The following is a 16,757-nucleotide window of genomic DNA, read 5'->3' on the forward strand; positions in this document are numbered from 1 at the left end:
GTAGACGAGCATCGCGGCGGCGACGACGAGCGCCGCGACGTCGAGGCCGTTCACGCGCGGTCCCCCGCTCGGTCGGCGGGCGGCCCGACGGGTCCGTCGGCGGACGTGCCCCACGTACGAGACGTGCGGGACGTGCCGGTCGTGCCGGGCGGGAGGTCGGCGGGGAGCGCGGGCGCGCGGTCCGCGCGTCGGGCGACGAGCGCGACCGCGGCGAAGAACACCACGGTGAGCGCGACGAGGGCCAGGTCGGCCACGAGGGATCACACCTTCGGAGGGACGTGCGGTCGCTCGTCACGAACGGCCGGCGGTCCCCGGGGAGGGGCCGCACCCGCAGGTCTACGCCGCGGCACGTGCCCGGTGGCCGGTCCTGACGGTTCCTTGACGGTGCCGTGCGCGACCTTGACGGGCCTCGTCGTCACCAGGGCGACGGGCGCTCCGTCCCCGTGCGGGCGCGGGCGGTCCGGACCGGGCACACCGCGGCGTGCGCGGCGGCGTCCGCGGGGCGGTCCGGCAGCGGCTGGAGGCAGTCGAGGCAGACGGACGTGCCCGCGAGGCCGGCGGGCGTCAGCACGTCGTCGACGACGAGCGCGCACTCGGCGGGCGTGAGGTCGCCGCCGACGGTGTCCCACACGTCGGACAGGTAGTCGACGAGCCACGACCGCCAGACCAGCACCGCCCACGCCCGCAGCTCGGGGTCGAGGCCCTCGGGCGGGAAACCCCGCACGACGTAGACCGACGGCACCGCGGGGTCGCCGCCGACCGCGAGCGCCGCTGCGAGGACGCCGCGCAACGGCGCCGACACCCCGGCCGCGGCCGCGTCGTCGCGCACCCACGCCCGGGCGCGGTCGCGCCACGCGTCGACGTCGGCGAGCCACGCCGCGGCGTCCGCCTCGCGCGCCGTCCGGTCGAGGACGGCGGCGGGCACGGGCGGGAACGCGGGGGTCGTCGTCGTCACTGCTCCTCGTCCCTGTCCTCGGCCGGGACCGGTCGGACCGGCACCGGCACGGACCGCGCCGGGGTGGCCCAGATGTTCTCGATCCACGGCGGGCAGATCTGGCCGCGCTGGTCCGGCACCTCGAGGCCCGTCGCCGGGTCGGTCACGGTGCCCTTGGTGAAGCCGCCGTACCGGCTGTAGACGACGCCCGAGCCGCCGACGGGCGCCTCACCGGCGACCGCGGGACCCGAGCCGCGACCTGCGAGGACGCTGTCGAGCGTGGACACGATCGCCCGCGCCTGCGCGGGGGTGTCCGGGTAGATCGTGATGAACTTACCCTGCTGGCCACCGCCCATGGAGGCGAGCTGCTCGGGCGACCCGACGACCTTGTGGTTGACGCCCATGCGGCGCAGGACCGGCAGGACGGCCTCGGCGGTCGCCGCCGCGGACTCGGGGGTCGCGCTCACGTGCAGCTTCCAGCCCTCGGGCGGGATCTCGTGGCTGAGCCAGTCCATGAAGATGCGGTCGGCGTGGTACCCGTCCTCGGTGCGGCCGAACCGGACGGGCTCGGCGGGCTGCGTCGGGGGCACACCCGGCTCCGGCTCCGGGGTGCGGGGACGGTTCCACCACTCCTTGACGGCCTTCGCGCCGCGTCCGACCAGGCCGGCGAGCTCGCCCGCGACCGACCGCGCACCGGCGACGGCCCGCGCACCGGCACCCATCGCGCCGAAGCCGGGCACCGAGCCGACGGGCTGCGTGAAGGCGCCGCCGGGCGGACCCTTGATCGCCGAGCGCGCCCCGAAGATCAGGCCGACGAGCGTGACGGCGCCGAGGATCCCGCGCTCGGTGCGGTCGGCCACGTTGATCGCGGCGCCCGTGACGATGTCGTGCCCGCCGATGCCCTCGTAGATCCCCGTGACACCCACGGTGTCGGCGAGCGCGACGAGGACCGCGGTGACCGGGCGCCCCTGCAGCTCGCGCTGGCCCAGCCGGTGCACGAGCGCGAGCACGAGCGACGCCGTGAGGAGCAGCGCGCCCGCGATCATCACGGCCGTCCACGCCGTGAGGATCACGCCGAACGCGGCGGCGATCGCGGCGACGACCAGCGCGACCACGACGAGCACGACGAGCCCGACCGCGAGCTTCCAGACCGCACGTCCCAGCCCCGCCCAGAACCCCTCGTCGACCTGCTCGGCCGCCTCGTGCGCACGCGTGCTCACGTCGTCCGTCTTGGGCTTCACGGCCTCCTCGACGGCGCGGTCCGTCGCCTCGCGAGTGGCCCGCTGATTCTCGCCGCCCATGCGCGTGAGCTCGGCGCGCGCGTCCGCGCACGTCCGGTCCGCCTCCGCGAGCAGCCCGTCGACGAGGCGCCGCTGCCGGCCGCGCAGCTCCTCGAGCGACCGCGCCGACTCCTCCTGCCGGGCCGCGAGCGTCGCGTCGGTCGCCGCCGTGAACCCGTCGGCGACCTGCGCGAACCGTGCGTCGACCGCCTGCGCGGCCGCGCCCGCGGCCGCCGCGAACGCCTGCACGGTCGCGTCGAACCGCCCGCCCGCGGACCCGGCCGCGGCTGCCAGGCCTGAACGCCCTGCGGTCTCGAGCGCGTCGCCCTGCGTCGTGGCCGCCGCGACCTGCTCCCGTACGCCGGGCAGGAACGGCGCCGCCTGCTGCGCCAGGACCGTCGTCGTCTCGGTGGCGCCGTGGTCGATCTCCTGGTCGAGCGCACGGCCCGACGCGGCGAGCTCGTCGTCGGCCGCCGCGGCGTCCGCGTCGAGCGTCCTGGTCAGCCGGGCGCCGACACCCGTGAGCTCGCGCCGGGTCGCGTCACCGGCCGCGGTCACCGCCGCCACGTCCGCCTCCAGGCGGCGGTCGACCGCCGCGAGGCCGCCCGTGAGCCCCTCCTGCGCGCGCTCCTCCGCCTCGCGGCCGCTGCGCTCGAGCTCGGTGACGAGCGACGTCTCGGCCTCGCTCAGCTGTCCCGTGACCGTCGCGACGTACGTCCGGACGCGCTCGACGTGCTCGGCGGCCTTGGACGCGAGCTCGGGGCGCAGGCCGGCCTTCTTCGCCCGGATGTCGGCGGCGCTCTCCCGGCCCACCCGGCGCGCAGCCTCGCGCTGCTCGGGCCCCGGGTCGTCCGGGTCGCGGTACCGGGACGCCTCGCGCTCGCCCGCCTGCTCGCAGTCGACCGCCGCCGACTCCATGGCCGCGACGCCGCGGGCCGCCTCGGTCTCCACCGCGGCCTGCGCGCGCGCCACCTCCGCCTCGGCCGCCTGCGTCAGCGCCGTGCGCCGCGTCGTGAAGCCCTGACGGGCCTCCCCGACCGACCCCGCGGTCGCCTGCCGGACGGCTGCGACGTCCGCCGCGACGCCCTCACGCACCGCCGCCCGGGCCTGCGCGGCCTGCGTCGTGAGCCGCGCGCGGGCCGCCGTCGTGCGCGCGGTGACGTCCGCGAGCGCCGCCGCGAGCCGCGTCGCGAGGTCCGCCCGCCGGGTCGCCGCACCCGCCCCGACCTGCGTCCGGTGGTCGGTGGCGTCCGCCGCGACCCGGGTCCGCCGCTCGTCGGCCGCCGCCCGGACGCCCGCCGTGAGCGCCGCCGCCTCCGCGGCCTTCTCCTCGGGCGCGCGCTGGTCCGCCTCGTCCTGCGCGACCGCCTCGGCCGTCGGCTCCGCGGGGAGCTGGGCGGCCAGCGCGTCGGGTGCGGGCGGTGCGACGGCGGCGTCCAACGTGCTCGCGACACCGGGTGCGCCAGCGACCGGACCGGTCGCGCCGGGCGCACCGCCGCCCGCGTCACCCGGCTCGCGACCGGCTCGGGCGGCTGCCGCGGGACCCGCTGCCCCCGCGCCTCCCGCCTGCGCGACGGCCCCCGCCGCACCCGCCGGACCCGCGGCGCCACCACCGGCCGGGGCCGACGTCCCGCTCGTCGCCTGCGTCGCGGCGCCTGCGCCCGCCGCCTGCGTCGTGGCGCCTGCGCCCGCTGGCGCCGCCGCCGCGGGCCCGCCCGTCGCGGTCGGACCGGTCGACGACGTCCCCGCGCCTGCCCCGCCCGGCGGCTTCGCGACCGCGTCCGGCAGCGGCGGAGCCGGTACGGGCGGCGCGTCGGGCACGAGGAGGTGCCGCCCCGCGTCGTTCGTGCGGGCGGACACGCCCGGTGCCGAGGTCGCCTCCGCCAGCTCCCGGTCGATGACCGCCGTGTCCGGACCGGTGCGCGCGGGCGCCCCCGCGACGGCAGCGGTGGCCGCCGCGTTCCCCGCGAGCCGCTGCAGCGCGAGCACCTGACGCGCGCGCAGGGCCGGCACCGGCGCACGCGCGCCGGGCGTGCCGTCCGTGACGACGGCCGCGTCGGGTCGCGCGCCGGCCCGGGGGTCGGCGCGCGCAGGTCGGGCGCGCCCACGCGCGTCCGGCAGCGGACGCGGCGGGGCCGCGCGGTGCTCCGCAGGCACCTTCCCGACGTTGCTGCCGGCGCACGGTCCCGACGAGACCGCGGGCGCGCCGCTCGGGGCACGTCCGGCTGCCCGAAGGGGCAACGGTCGTCGCTCGCCCCGGACCCGGCGGTCCGGCACCGACGACGGCCGCGCGCCGAGGTCTAGGCGCGCTGCGTCAGACCCCGCTGGATCACACCCGATGCGTCACACCCGCCGCGTCTGAACCGCTGCGTCAGGCCCGTGGCGTCTGACCTGGCTCGTCGGGCCCAGGGCGTCGGGCCCGGTGCGTCGGGCCCGGTGCGTCCGTCCGAGGGCGTCAGGCCCGGTGCGTCGGGCCCGGGGCGTCCGTCCGAGGGCGTCAGGCCCGGGGCGTCCGTCCGAGGGCGTCAGGCGCGGGGCGTCACGGCAGGATCGAGTCGACGTAGCCGCCGTCGACGCGCACCGCGGCACCGGTGGTCGCGGACGCGAGCGGCGACGACAGGTAGACGACGAGGTGCGCGATCTCCTCGGGCTCGATCAGCCGCTGCAGGAGCGACTGGGGGCGGTGCCGGCGCATGAACTCGCGCTGCGCCTGGTCCCACGGCAGCGACCGGTCGACGAGCTGGTAGACGAAGTCCTCGACACCGCCGGTGTGCGTCGGGCCGGCGATCACGGAGTTGACCGTGACCCCCGTCCCGGCGGCCTCCTTCGCGAACCCGCGCGAGACGCCGAGCAGGGCCGTCTTGGAGACGCCGTAGTGGATCATCTCGGCGGGGATCACGACCGCGGAGTCGCTCGCGATCATGAGGACGCGCCCCCACCCGCGCGACATCATGCCGGGCAGGTAGGCACGTGTGAGCCGGACGGCCGTGAGGACGTTGACCTCGAAGTACCGCCGCCACTCGTCGTCGGTGACCTCGAGCGCGGGCCGCGCCTCGAAGATGCCGAGGTTGTTGACCAGCACGTCGACGTCGGGCAGTCGCTCGAGCACGGCGGCCGTGCCATCGTCGGTCGTGACGTCGCCGGGCGCCGCGACGACGTCCGCGTCGGGCACCTGCTCGGTCAGCCGGGCGACCGCCGCGTCGACCGACTCGGGGGTCCGTCCGTTGACGCCGACGCGCGCACCCGCACGCGCGAGCCCGGCGGCGATCGCGGCGCCGATGCCCTGCGTCGAGGCCGTCACGAGCGCGGTCCGGCCGCTCAGGTCCAGGACGGTCATGCGACCGACGCTAGGTCAGGCGACCGGTGACCGCCCGCCGTCGGCCTCGGACCCGGGCTCGGAGGACTCGAGCTCGGGCTCCGCGGGCTCGGCCTCAGACGTCGGCTCGAGCGCGGGCTCGGACTCGGGCTCCGGCTCGCCCTCATCCTCCGGCAGCCGACGGTCCCCCGCGGCCTCGTCGCGGACGAGCCGCCACCACAGCGCGACGGCGAACCCGCCGAAGATCCACCACTGCGCGGCGTACGCGAGGTTCTGGATGTTGAGGCCCGCGCCGGGCGAGCGCGGCGGGTCGAGCAGCACGACGTCCGGGGACTGCGCGGGGTCGGACGACGCGACGACCAGGTACCCGGTCCAGATCGGCCCGCCCCACACGTTGAGCAGCTCGGGAGAGCTGATCGCGTCGGTCTCGCCGTCGCGCACGCCGCTGCCGGCGGCCTCCGAGACCTGGAGGTAGCCGACGAGGTCCACCACACCGGCGGGCGGCGCGTCGGCGTCGGCGGGCGAGCCCACCCAGCCGCGCACGACGGGCAGCACCGCGTCGCCGCCGTCGGCGGACGCGCCGGGCACGCGCAGCGGCGTGAGGACGAGATACCCGGTGACGTCGTCGTGCGCGCGACCCGGGACGAGGAGCTGCCCGGACGTGTCGTACGTGCCGGTCACGGAGACCTTCGTGCCGACCATGTCGCCGTGGAACGCGGTCTGCGGCGCGAGGACGTCGTCGAGCGGGACGGGATCCGCGGCGACCTGCTCGGCGACGTGCCGGGCCTCGGCGCGGGCGCCACGCACCTCGGCGCGGTCGAGCTGCCACGCGCCGAGCCGCCCGCAGACCGCGGCGGCTCCGAGGAGCACGACGAGCAGCAGGAGCATGCGCGGGCGTCGCGCGGCCTGCCACCACGTCGTCGTCGGCGCCTCCTGCTCGGTCACCGGGTCACGGTAACCCGGGCGGGGCGAGGCCCTCGCACACCGCCCGCGCACCGCCCCGCGGGACCCCGTCGACGACCGCGCCAACACCGGCTGACCTGGGCGCGGACGCCCGGTGACGGGCCGAAGGAGACCAAGGTCACCTCCTGCGCAGGGGGCCGTTGTGCGGTTGTATGACACGTGGGCGTGCCGTCGTTCCCCGGCCGTAGGTCGGAAGTCCCGGAACTCGGTGCGATCCCAGGGAACGCTGGCAACGGGGGCACCGGCGAGGCAAGCAGCCGGACGACGATGGGGAGCGAGCATGAGCACTGCGACGTCGGCCGAGACCACCTGGCGCAGGGGGTCCGGCGAGACTGTCTCCGCGGAGACGCTGGAACGCATCGACCAGTGGTGGCGTGCCGCCAACTACCTGTCGGTCGGCCAGATCTACCTGCTGGACAACCCCCTGCTGCGCGAGACGCTGACGCGTGACCACGTCAAGCCGCGTCTGCTCGGCCACTGGGGCACGACCCCCGGTCTCAACTTCCTGTACGCGCACCTCAACCGCGTCATCGCGGAGCGCCTGCAGTCCACGATCTACGTCACGGGCCCGGGCCACGGTGGTCCGGGCCTGGTCGCGTCCGCGTACCTCGACGGCGTGTACTCGCACGTCTACACGGACATCACGGAGGACGACGAGGGTCTGCGCCGGCTGTTCCGGCAGTTCTCGTTCCCGGGCGGCATCCCGTCGCACGTGGCCCCGGAGACGCCGGGCTCGATCCACGAGGGCGGCGAGCTCGGCTACGCGCTGTCGCACGCGTACGGTGCGGCGTTCGACAACCCGGACCTGCTGGTCGCGACGGTCATCGGCGACGGCGAGGCGGAGACGGGCCCGCTCGCGACGAGCTGGCACTCGAACAAGTTCGTCAACCCCGTGAAGGACGGCGTCGTCCTGCCGATCCTGCACCTCAACGGGTACAAGATCGCGAACCCGACGGTGCTGGCCCGCATCAGCGACGACGAGCTCGAGGCCCTCATGGTCGGCTACGGGCACAAGCCGCACGTGTTCGTCGCGGGCTTCGACGACGAGTCCCACGCGGACATCCACGGCCGGTTCGCGGCGCTGCTCGACGAGGTCCTCGACGAGATCGCGGACATCAAGGAGCAGGCCCGCGCGGGCAAGGACGAGCGCCCGATGTGGCCGATGATCGTCTTCCGCACGCCGAAGGGCTGGACCGGCCCGGACTACATCGACGGCAAGAAGACGACGGGCTCGTGGCGTGCGCACCAGGTCCCGCTGTCGAGCGCGCGCGACACCCCGGAGCACCTGGACGTGCTGCGGACGTGGCTCGAGTCCTACAAGGCCGAGGAGCTCTTCGACGCGACGGGGCGGCTGAACGACGACATCCGCGCGCTCGCGCCGCCCGAGGGCCTGCGCATGAGCGACAACCCGCACGCGAACGGCGGGCTGCTGCTCAAGGACCTGCGCCTGCCGGACTTCCGCGACTACGCGGTCGACGTGCCGACGCCCGCGGGGTCGATCAGCGAGGCGCCGCGCGTCCTGGGCCAGTGGCTCACGGACGTCATCAAGCAGAACCCGGACAACTTCCGGATCTTCGGGCCGGACGAGACCGCGTCGAACCGTCTGCAGGCGGTCTTCGAGACCACCGACAAGCAGTGGAACGCGGACTTCTACGGCGAGGAGGTCGACGAGCACCTGTCCCGCGCGGGCCGCGTGCTGGAGATGCTCTCGGAGCACCAGTGCCAGGGCTGGCTCGAGGGCTACCTGCTCACCGGACGCCACGGGCTGTTCAACTGCTACGAGGCGTTCATCCACATCATCGACTCGATGTTCAACCAGCACGCGAAGTGGCTCAAGGTCACGAACCACATCCCGTGGCGCCGGCCCATCGCGTCGCTGAACTACCTGCTGTCGAGCCACGTGTGGCGGCAGGACCACAACGGGTTCAGCCACCAGGACCCCGGCTTCGTCGACCACGTCATCAACAAGAAGGCCGAGGTCGTCCGGGTCTACTTCCCGCCGGACGCGAACACGCTGCTGTCGACCTACGACCACTGCCTGCGCAGCCGGCAGTACGTCAACGTCGTGGTGTCCGGCAAGCAGCCCGCGCCGAACTTCCTCACGATGGACGAGGCGATCGCGCACTGCACGCGCGGCCTCGGCATCTGGGAGTGGGCCGGCACCGAGGTGCCGGGCGAGAAGCCGGACGTCGTGCTGGCCGCGGCGGGCGACGTGCCCACGCTCGAGGTGCTGGCCGCGGCCGACATCCTCAAGCGTGAGCTGCCCGACCTCAAGGTGCGCGTCATCAACGTCGTCGACCTCATGCGGCTGCAGGACGAGAAGGAGCACCCGCACGGCCTGTCGGACACGCACTTCGACGGCCTGTTCACCGCCGACCGGCCGGTGATCTTCGCGTACCACGGCTACCCGTGGCTCATCCACCGCCTCACGTACCGCCGCAACGGGCACGCGAACATCCACGTGCGCGGGTACAAGGAGGAGGGCACGACGACGACGCCGTTCGACATGGTCATGCTCAACGACCTCGACCGGTTCCACCTCGTCATCGACGTCATCGACCGCGTCCCCCACCTGGGCACCGCGTACGCCGGCCTGCGCCAGCGCATGGTCGACAAGCGCATCGAGGCCCGCGAGTACACCCGCGAGCACGGCGACGACCTGCCCGAGGTGCGCGACTGGGTGTGGCCCGACGCGGGCGAGACCGCCACGGAGCAGGGCGGCCCGCAGCAGAACGCCACCGTCTCCACGGGCGGTGACAACGAGTAGCACCTCCGCGAGGGTTCGCCCTCGCACCGGCCCGTGACGCACGCGGGCCACCGCCGGACCCGGGCGGGTCGCGCCGACGCCACCGCGAACCGCCGCGACCCGCCCGTCCCGTCCGGAGCACGAGCACGACCCCCGCACCAGCACCACCCCCGGCACCCCGGGGATCACGCACCAGGAGCAGCCCCCGTGGCCCGCAGCATCTACCTCACCTCCCCCGAGGGGGACTCCGGCAAGTCGGTCGTGGCGCTCGGCCTCGTCGACCTGCTCTCGCGCAGCGTCCAGCGGGTGGGGGTGTTCCGGCCGGTCGCCCGCTCGACCAAGACGCGCGACTACGTCCTCGAGCTGCTGCTCGCGCACGACGGCGTCGACCTCACGTACGACGAGTGCGTCGGCGTCACGTACGAGGAGGTGCTGGCCGACCAGGAGGCCGCGCTCGGCAAGATCGTGCAGCGGTACCACGAGGTCGCGCGCCGCTGCGACGCGGTCGTCGTCGTGGGCTCGGACTACACCGACGTCGCCGGCCCGACGGAGCTCGCCTACAACGGCCGGATCGCCGCCAACCTGGGCGCGCCCGTCGTGCTCGTCGTCAACGGGTCGGGCCGCACGCCCGAGGCGATCCACCAGGTCGTCGACATCGTGGTGGGGGCGATGCGCGACGAGCACGCGCAGGTGCTCGCCGTCACGGTGAACCGGTGCGGTCCGGCGGCGCTCGACGCCGTGAGGGCCGAGGTCGAGGGCGGCACGGGCCTCCCCACGTTCGCCCTCCCCGAGAGCCCGCTGCTCACCGCGCCGACCGTGCGCCAGCTCATGGAGGCCGTCGGCGGGTCGCTCATGGCGGGCGACGACGAGCTGCTGTCCCGCGAGGTCCTCGACGTGCTCGTCGGTGCCATGTCCGTCGAGCACCTGCTCGACCGCATCGCCGACGGTGCCGTCGTCATCACGCCGGGCGACCGGTCCGACGTGCTGCTCGGCCTGCTGATCGCGCACGCCGCCGAAGGCTTCCCGTCGCTCGCCGGGATCATCCTCAACGGCGGGTTCGAGCCGTCGCCCGTCGTCATGCGGCTCATCGACGGCCTCGGGACGCGCCTGCCCATCATCAAGACGTCCCTCGGGTCGTTCCGCTCGGCGAGCGCCGCGGCCTCGACCCGCGGCCACCTGTCCGCGGACAGCCAGCTCAAGGTCGACACCGCGCTCGCGCTGTTCGAGGAGCACGTCGACGGCACCGCGCTGCTCGGGGCGCTCGACGTCGCGCGGCCCGAGGTCGTCACGCCGCTCATGTTCGAGTACGAGCTGCTGGACCGGGCGCGCGCGGACCGCAAGCACATCGTGCTGCCCGAGGGGAACGACGACCGGATCCTGCGTGCCGCGTCGACCCTGCTGCGCCGCGGCGTCGCGCGCCTCACGATCCTCGGCGAGCCCGCCGCGATCCGCGTCCGGGCCACCGAGCTGGGCCTCGACCTCGCGGACGCGGACCTGATCGACCCGCACGACCCCGCGTGGGTCGAGCGGTTCGCGGCGGAGTACACGCAGATCCGCGCGCACAAGGGCATGACGCTCGAGCGCGCCCGGGAGATCGTCCCGTCGGTGTCGTACTTCGGCACGATGATGGTGCACCTCGGGCTCGCCGACGGCATGGTGTCGGGCGCCGCGCACACGACCGCGCACACCATCAAGCCGTCGTTCGAGATCATCAAGACGGCCCCCGGGACGAGCAGCGTGTCGAGCTGCTTCCTCATGTGCCTCGAGGACCGCGTGCTCGTCTACGCCGACTGCGCCGTCATCCCCGACCCGACGGCCGAGCAGCTCGCGGACATCGCGATCTCGTCCGCGGCGACCGCCGTGCAGTTCGGCATCGAGCCGCGGATCGCGATGCTGTCGTACTCGACCGGCGCGTCCGGCACGGGCGCCGACGTCGACAAGGTGCGCGCCGCGACCGCGCTGGTCCGCGAGCGCCGCCCCGACCTGTCCGTCGAGGGACCGATCCAGTACGACGCCGCGGTCGACGCGTCGGTCGCGCAGACGAAGCTGCCCGACTCGGCCGTCGCCGGGCGCGCCACCGTCTTCGTGTTCCCGGACCTCAACACCGGCAACAACACGTACAAGGCCGTCCAGCGGTCCGCCGGTGCGATCGCCGTCGGCCCGGTCCTCCAGGGCCTCAACAAGCCCGTCAACGACCTGTCCCGCGGCGCGCTCGTGCAGGACATCGTCAACACCGTCGCGATCACCGCGATCCAGGCGCAGGCCGACGCACCGGCCGGCGCGACCACGACCCCGGAGGCCGTCGTCCGATGACCATCACCCAGCCCCGCCCGCACAGCGCGCACGGAGCCCACGGCAGCGTCCTCGTCGTGAACTCCGGGTCGTCGTCGATCAAGTACCAGCTCGTCAACCCGGTCGGCGGCGAGGCGATCGCCGCGGGCATCGTGGAGCGCATCGGCGAGGACGTCGGCACCGTCAAGCACACGTTCGCGGGCAGCACGACGACGCGCGACACGGTGATCGCGGACCACGGCGCGGGCCTGCGCATCGTCCTGGGCCTGTTCGACGAGATCGGGCCCGAGCTGGCGGCCGCGCACGTGGTCGCGGTGGGGCACCGCGTCGTGCACGGCGGGTCGGACTTCACCGGCCCGGCGCTGGTCGACGACGACGTGATCGCGCGCATCGACGCGCTCGCGCCGCTCGCCCCCCTGCACAACCCCGCGAACCTCACGGGGATCGAGGTCGCGCGTGAGCTGCTGCCGGACGTGCCGCACGTCGTGGTGTTCGACACCGCGTTCTTCCACACGCTGCCCGACGCGGCCGCGACGTACGCGATCGACCAGGGTGTCGCGACGACCTACGGGGTGCGCCGGTACGGGTTCCACGGCACGTCGCACGAGTACGTGTCCGGCAAGGTCGCGCGCGTCCTCGGCCGCCGCGTCGAGGAGCTCAACCAGATCGTCCTGCACCTGGGCAACGGCGCGTCCGCGTCGGCGGTGCGCGGAGGTGTCGCGGTCGAGACGTCGATGGGCCTGACCCCGCTCGAGGGCCTCGTCATGGGCACGCGGTCGGGCGACATCGACCCGGCCGTCCTGATCCACCTGCAGCGCAATGCGGGCATGTCGGTCGACGAGATCGACGACCTGCTGAACCGCCGCTCGGGGCTCAAGGGGCTGGCCGGCGAGAACGACTTCCGCGAGATCCACCGGCTCGTCGAGGAGGGCGACCCGAGCGCGCGGCGCGCCCTCGACGTGTACATCCACCGCCTGCGCAAGTACGTCGGCGCGTACATGGCGATCCTCGGCCGGGTCGACGTCATCACGTTCACCGCGGGCGTCGGCGAGAACGACGAGCTCGTCCGCGCGCTCGCGCTCGCCGGGCTCGAGCCGTTCGGCATCGCGGTCGACCCGGAGCGCAACGCCGGCCGCAAGAAGGAGCCGACGACGATCTCCCCTGACTGGACGAGCACGCGCGTCATGGTCGTCCCGACGAACGAGGAGCTCGCGATCGCCCGCCAGGCGGTCGCGACCATCGAGAAGGCGGGCCTCGAGGGCACGTCGGACGAGACGGACCCGGCCCCGGCGGCCGCGGGCCACGCCTGACCCGACCCGACGCTCGCGTGGAAGGTCCGTCGCGCTGGACGTGACAGACCTTCCACGCGAGGGCCGCGGCGGAGCCGCGGGATGCCGTCAGGGCAGGCGGGCCGTCTTCATCGCGCGGAGGAGCTCGGTGTAGACCCGGGGCCACGTCTCGGTGCCCAGGTCGAACAGGCGGTGCAGGCCGAGACCCGCGTGCACGCCGTGCTGCACGGCGACCGTCTGCACGCGCGTCGTCTCCCACAGGCCCTCGCGCCCGTGCCGGTGCCCGTGGCCGGAGTCGCCGACACCGCCCTGCGGGGCACCGACCGAGCCCCACGTGGTGACGTACCCCTCGTTGACGTTGACCGTGCCCGCACGCACCCGGCGCGCCAGGGCGGCACCTCGACGCGTGTCGGCGGTCCAGATGCTCGCGTTGAGGCCGAGGTCGCTGTCGTTCATCGCGGCGACGGCCTCGTCGTCCGACGCGACCGGGTAGAGCGCGACGACCGGGCCGAACGTCTCCTCGCGGTGCAGCCGCGCCTCGGGCGGGACGTCGACGAGGATCGTCGGCTCGTAGAAGTACGGGCCGACGTCGGTGCGGTGCACGGCACCGGCGAGGACGGTCGCGCCGTGGCCGATGGCGTCCTCGACGTGCTCGACGACTGTCGCGAGCTGGGCCGCGGACGTGAGCGACCCGACGTCGGAGCGGTAGTCGAGCCCGGAGCCGAGGCGCAGCGCGCGCGTGCGGCGGGCGAACGCGTCGGCGAACGCGTCGAACACCTCCTCGCGCACGTAGATCCGCTCGATGCTCACGCACACCTGGCCGGTCCCGACGAAGCACGCGCGGACCGCACCCTCGGCCGCGATCTCGACGTCGGCGTCCTCCGCGACGTACATCGGGTTCTTGCCGCCGAGCTCGAGGGTCACGGGCACGAGCCGCTCCCCCGCGCTCGCGGCGACGACGCGGCCGGTCGCGGTCGAGCCGGTGAAGCTCACGTGGTCGACGTGCTCGACGACCGCCGCCCCGACGGTCGGCCCGTCGCCGACGACGATCTGCAGCAGCCCGTCGGGCAGCCCGGCCTCCTCGAGGAGCTCGGCGGCCCACAGCGCTGTCAGGGCGGTCTGCGGGTCGGGGCGCAGGATGACCGCGTTGCCCGCGACGAGCGCGGGCAGGACGTCGCCCAGCGTCAGCGTGAGCGGGAAGTTCCACGGCGCGACGATCCCGACGACGCCGACGGGGTGCCGCAGCACGCGGACCGACGTGAGCCCCGGGATCAGGCCCGGGACGCGGCGCGTGCGCAGGTACCGCCCGGCGCGCGCGGCGTAGTGCCGCGACACGAGCGCGATGTCGCAGACCTCCTCGAACGCCGCGACGCGGGCCTTGCCGGTCTCGAGCTGGATCAGGTCGAGCACGTCGCTCTGCCGCGCCAGGACGAGGTCGTGCACGCGAGACAGCACCGCGGTCCGGGCCCGCAGGGGCGTCGCCGCCCACAGCCGCTGCGCAGCGCGCGCCGCACGGGCGGCACGGGCCACGTCGGCCGCGGTGGACAGCGGGACCGCGGCGATCGGACCGCCCGTGTAGGGCGCGTGGGCCGTGTGCGTCGCGGCACCGGGCTCGGCCACGACGCGCGCGAGGAGCGTGCGGACGTCCTCGGGTTCGAGCACGTACGTCGCGAGCGGGTCGGTCTCCGGGTCGTGGAGCTCGGTGTGTCCGTCGTGCGCCATGCGCGTCAGGGTACGCGCGGCACCTGTCCCCCCGGCCCGCGCGGCGCGGGTGTCGGCCGACGTCGCCCCGCCGGGTGACGCCCGCCGCGGCGGGCACCGGTCGTGGCGCCCACCGCGACGGTCGCTCAGACGCCGAGCGTGTCGCGCACCTCCGGCACGAGCATCGCGACGACGGCAGCGCGCGCGGCCTCCGCCGACTCTGCCGCGAGCGCGGCGGCGGCCATCGTCGCGCACTGCGCACCGGTGTGGTTGCGCAGCGCGTACCGGACGGCCGGCACGGCGCCCGCGGACATCGACAGGCTCGTGACGCCGAGCCCGACGAGCACGAGCGCGAGGACGGGGTCGGACGCGGACTCGCCGCACACCCCGACGGGCTTGTGCAGCTCCTGACCCGCGCGGGCGGTCGCGTCGACGAGGTCGAGGACCGCGGGCTGCCACGGGTCGAGCAGGTCGGCGAGCTCGCCGCGCAACCGGTCGGTCGCCATCGTGTACTGCGCGAGGTCGTTGGTGCCGAGCGAGACGAAGTCGACCTCCGCGAGGATCTCCCGTGCGCGCAGGGCCGCCGCGGGGATCTCGACCATGACCCCGACCGTCGACAGGCCGTGCGCGCGGGCGCGCGCGGCGAAGTCCCGGGCCTCGGCGGCGGTCGCGATCATCGGCGCCATGACCCAGGGCGCGGCACCGGTCTCCGACTGCGCGGCGCCGAGCGCGGCGAGCTGGACGTCCAGCAGCTCCGGCGCGTTCCGGACGAGCCGGTACCCGCGGACACCGAGCGCCGGGTTCTCCTCGTCGGCCTGCGTCGCGAACGCGAGCGGCTTGTCGGCGCCCGCGTCGAGCGTGCGGACGACGACCTTGCGCTCGCCGAGCGCGGCCAGGGTCCGTGCGTAGACGGCGGACTGCTCCTCACGGGTGGGGGCGGTCGTGCGCTCGAGGAACAGCACCTCGGTGCGGAACAGCCCGACCCCCTCGACGGCCGCGCCGGAGATCCGCTCGGCGTCCTCGGCGGTGCCGATGTTGGCGAGCAGCTGCACGGGCCGGCCGTCGGCCGTGCCGCCGGGCGCGGTGTCGGCGGCGAGCGCGTCCTCGACGCCCGAGCGGCGGGTGAGCTCGGCGCGCAGCGCGTCGTCCGGGTCGAGCGTGAGCGTGCCGGCGGCGGCGTCGACGGCGACCTCGGTGCCGTCCTCGACCGTCGTCGCGAAGGGCACCTGCACGACGCAGGGCAGTCCCAGCTGGCCGGCGATGATCGCGGTGTGGCCCGTCGGGCCGCCGAGCTCCGTGACGATCGCGAGCACCTTGTCGAGGTCGAGCGCCGCGGTGTCGGCGGGCGCGAGGTCCCGCGCGACGACGACCGACGGGCGGTCGAGGTGCGGGACGCCCGGTGCGGGGAGGCCGAGCGCCTGGGCGACGACGCGGTCCCGCACCGAGCGCAGGTCGGTGACCCGCTCGGCGAGGTACCCGCCCGCCTGCTGGAACATCGTCGCGAACATCGCGACGACCCCGTCGACCGCGTGCACGACGTGGTCGCCCGCCGAGATGCGCGTGAGGACCTGGCTGCGCAGCGCCTTGTCGTCGGCCATCTGCGCGGTCGCCGCCAGCACGTCCCGCACGGTGCCGGTCGCGCGCGACGACTGCGCACGCAGGTCCTCGACGACCCGCGTGAACGCCTCGTCGACGATGCGGTGCGCCGTGGCCGGATCCGCCGGGACGCCGTCCACCAGGAGCGGAGCGTCGTCGTCGACGTGCGGCGGCGGCTGCACCTGGGCGACGGGCCCGACGACGCCCCGCCGGCCCACGCCGACGCCGCGCAGCACGCGGTCGCCGTCGCGCGGGCCGGGCGCGTCGGGTGCCGCCGGCGTGGCCGGCACCGTCGGCGTGCTCACGAGCCCGTGCCGGAGGCCGCCGGGGCGTCCTCCGCGTCGAGGTCGGTCTCGAGCAGCGTGACGAGGTCGTCGAGCACGCGCTCGGCGCCGTCGTCGGTGCTGAGCGTGACCTCCTCGCCGTGCGGGACGCCGAGCGACATGACGAACAGGATGCTGCTCGCGTCGACCGGGTCGCCGCCCGGCCGGGCGATGGTCACCGGGACGCCGGTCGCGGCGACGGCGTTCGTGAAGATCATCGCGGGGCGGGCGTGCAGCCCGACGCGGGACGCGACGACGGCGGTGCGCTGAGCCATGGTGCTGGTCCTCCGGGGTTCGTGCCGGTGCGGGAGTGGTGC

General features: G+C 75.1%; 11 protein-coding genes. 3 read left to right on the forward strand and 8 right to left on the reverse strand.

The genetic code is table 11. The features are described from left to right. Window positions 1–50: 50 nt before the first annotated feature. The 5 genes from GXP71_RS10940 to GXP71_RS10960 form a co-directional block, all read right to left on the reverse strand. Complete coding sequence (locus GXP71_RS10940) at window positions 51–254, reverse strand: hypothetical protein (protein WP_162350969.1); 204 nt, start codon at window positions 252–254, stop codon at window positions 51–53. A gap of 161 nt (window positions 255–415) precedes the next feature. Continuing rightward, window positions 416–955, reverse strand: a complete 540-nt coding sequence (locus tag GXP71_RS10945) for a hypothetical protein (protein ID WP_162352686.1) — start codon at window positions 953–955, stop codon at window positions 416–418. Then, a complete protein-coding gene (locus GXP71_RS10950) occupies window positions 952–4,371 on the reverse strand; it encodes a hypothetical protein (protein ID WP_162352687.1) in 3,420 nt (1,139 codons plus the stop codon). Before GXP71_RS10950 ends, GXP71_RS10945 begins: the two co-directional genes overlap by 4 nt. 382 nt (window positions 4,372–4,753) lie before the next feature. Then, a complete protein-coding gene (locus GXP71_RS10955; protein WP_162352688.1) occupies window positions 4,754–5,551 on the reverse strand; it encodes an SDR family NAD(P)-dependent oxidoreductase in 798 nt (265 codons plus the stop codon). A gap of 15 nt (window positions 5,552–5,566) precedes the next feature. Continuing rightward, on the reverse strand, window positions 5,567–6,475 hold the full coding sequence (locus GXP71_RS10960; RefSeq protein ID WP_162352689.1) for an SURF1 family protein: 909 nt from the start codon (window positions 6,473–6,475) through the stop codon (window positions 5,567–5,569). A 298-nt stretch (window positions 6,476–6,773) separates the two neighbouring features. Here GXP71_RS10960 and GXP71_RS10965 point away from each other — a divergent pair, with 298 nt between their 5' ends. From GXP71_RS10965 to GXP71_RS10975, 3 genes are all read left to right on the forward strand, one after another. After that, on the forward strand, window positions 6,774–9,260 hold the full coding sequence (locus GXP71_RS10965) for a phosphoketolase (protein WP_162352690.1): 2,487 nt from the start codon (window positions 6,774–6,776) through the stop codon (window positions 9,258–9,260). A gap of 186 nt (window positions 9,261–9,446) precedes the next feature. Further along, the gene (pta, locus tag GXP71_RS10970; protein WP_162352691.1) at window positions 9,447–11,552 is read left to right on the forward strand and encodes a phosphate acetyltransferase; all 2,106 of its coding nucleotides are present in this window, start codon (window positions 9,447–9,449) and stop codon (window positions 11,550–11,552) included. Then, the gene (locus GXP71_RS10975) at window positions 11,549–12,841 is read left to right on the forward strand and encodes an acetate/propionate family kinase (protein WP_162352692.1); all 1,293 of its coding nucleotides are present in this window, start codon (window positions 11,549–11,551) and stop codon (window positions 12,839–12,841) included. The genes pta and GXP71_RS10975 overlap by 4 nt, the downstream gene beginning before the upstream one ends. An 87-nt stretch (window positions 12,842–12,928) precedes the next feature. On the opposite strand, the gene GXP71_RS10980 is transcribed toward GXP71_RS10975, so the two are convergent. From GXP71_RS10980 to GXP71_RS10990, 3 genes are all read right to left on the reverse strand, one after another. After that, window positions 12,929–14,542, reverse strand: coding sequence for a succinic semialdehyde dehydrogenase (locus GXP71_RS10980; protein WP_162352693.1), 1,614 nt, complete (start codon window positions 14,540–14,542; stop codon window positions 12,929–12,931). 125 nt (window positions 14,543–14,667) lie between these two features. Then, window positions 14,668–16,353 (reverse strand): phosphoenolpyruvate--protein phosphotransferase, encoded by a 1,686-nt coding sequence (ptsP, locus tag GXP71_RS10985; RefSeq protein ID WP_162354310.1) that lies wholly within the window; start codon window positions 16,351–16,353, stop codon window positions 14,668–14,670. Between the two features lie 65 nt (window positions 16,354–16,418). Beyond that, window positions 16,419–16,715: an HPr family phosphocarrier protein gene (locus GXP71_RS10990; protein ID WP_124343827.1), complete on the reverse strand. Its 297-nt coding sequence runs from the start codon at window positions 16,713–16,715 to the stop codon at window positions 16,419–16,421. Between the last annotated feature and the right edge of the window lie 42 nt (window positions 16,716–16,757).

The sequence above is a fragment of the Cellulomonas sp. H30R-01 genome (assembly GCF_010119915.1).
Taxonomy (GTDB): Bacteria; Actinomycetota; Actinomycetes; order Actinomycetales; family Cellulomonadaceae; genus Cellulomonas; species Cellulomonas algicola.

Excerpts from the sequence above, each read along its gene's own strand:
- GXP71_RS10955 (WP_162352688.1), bottom strand. The coding sequence starts at position 5,551 with ATGACCGTCCTGGACCTGAGCGGCCGGACCGCGCTCGTGACGGCCTCG.
- GXP71_RS10965 (WP_162352690.1), top strand. The coding sequence starts at position 6,774 with ATGAGCACTGCGACGTCGGCCGAGACCACCTGGCGCAGGGGGTCCGGC.
- GXP71_RS10975 (WP_162352692.1), top strand. The coding sequence starts at position 11,549 with ATGACCATCACCCAGCCCCGCCCGCACAGCGCGCACGGAGCCCACGGC.
- GXP71_RS10980 (WP_162352693.1), bottom strand. The coding sequence starts at position 14,542 with ATGGCGCACGACGGACACACCGAGCTCCACGACCCGGAGACCGACCCG.
- GXP71_RS10990 (WP_124343827.1), bottom strand. The coding sequence starts at position 16,715 with ATGGCTCAGCGCACCGCCGTCGTCGCGTCCCGCGTCGGGCTGCACGCC.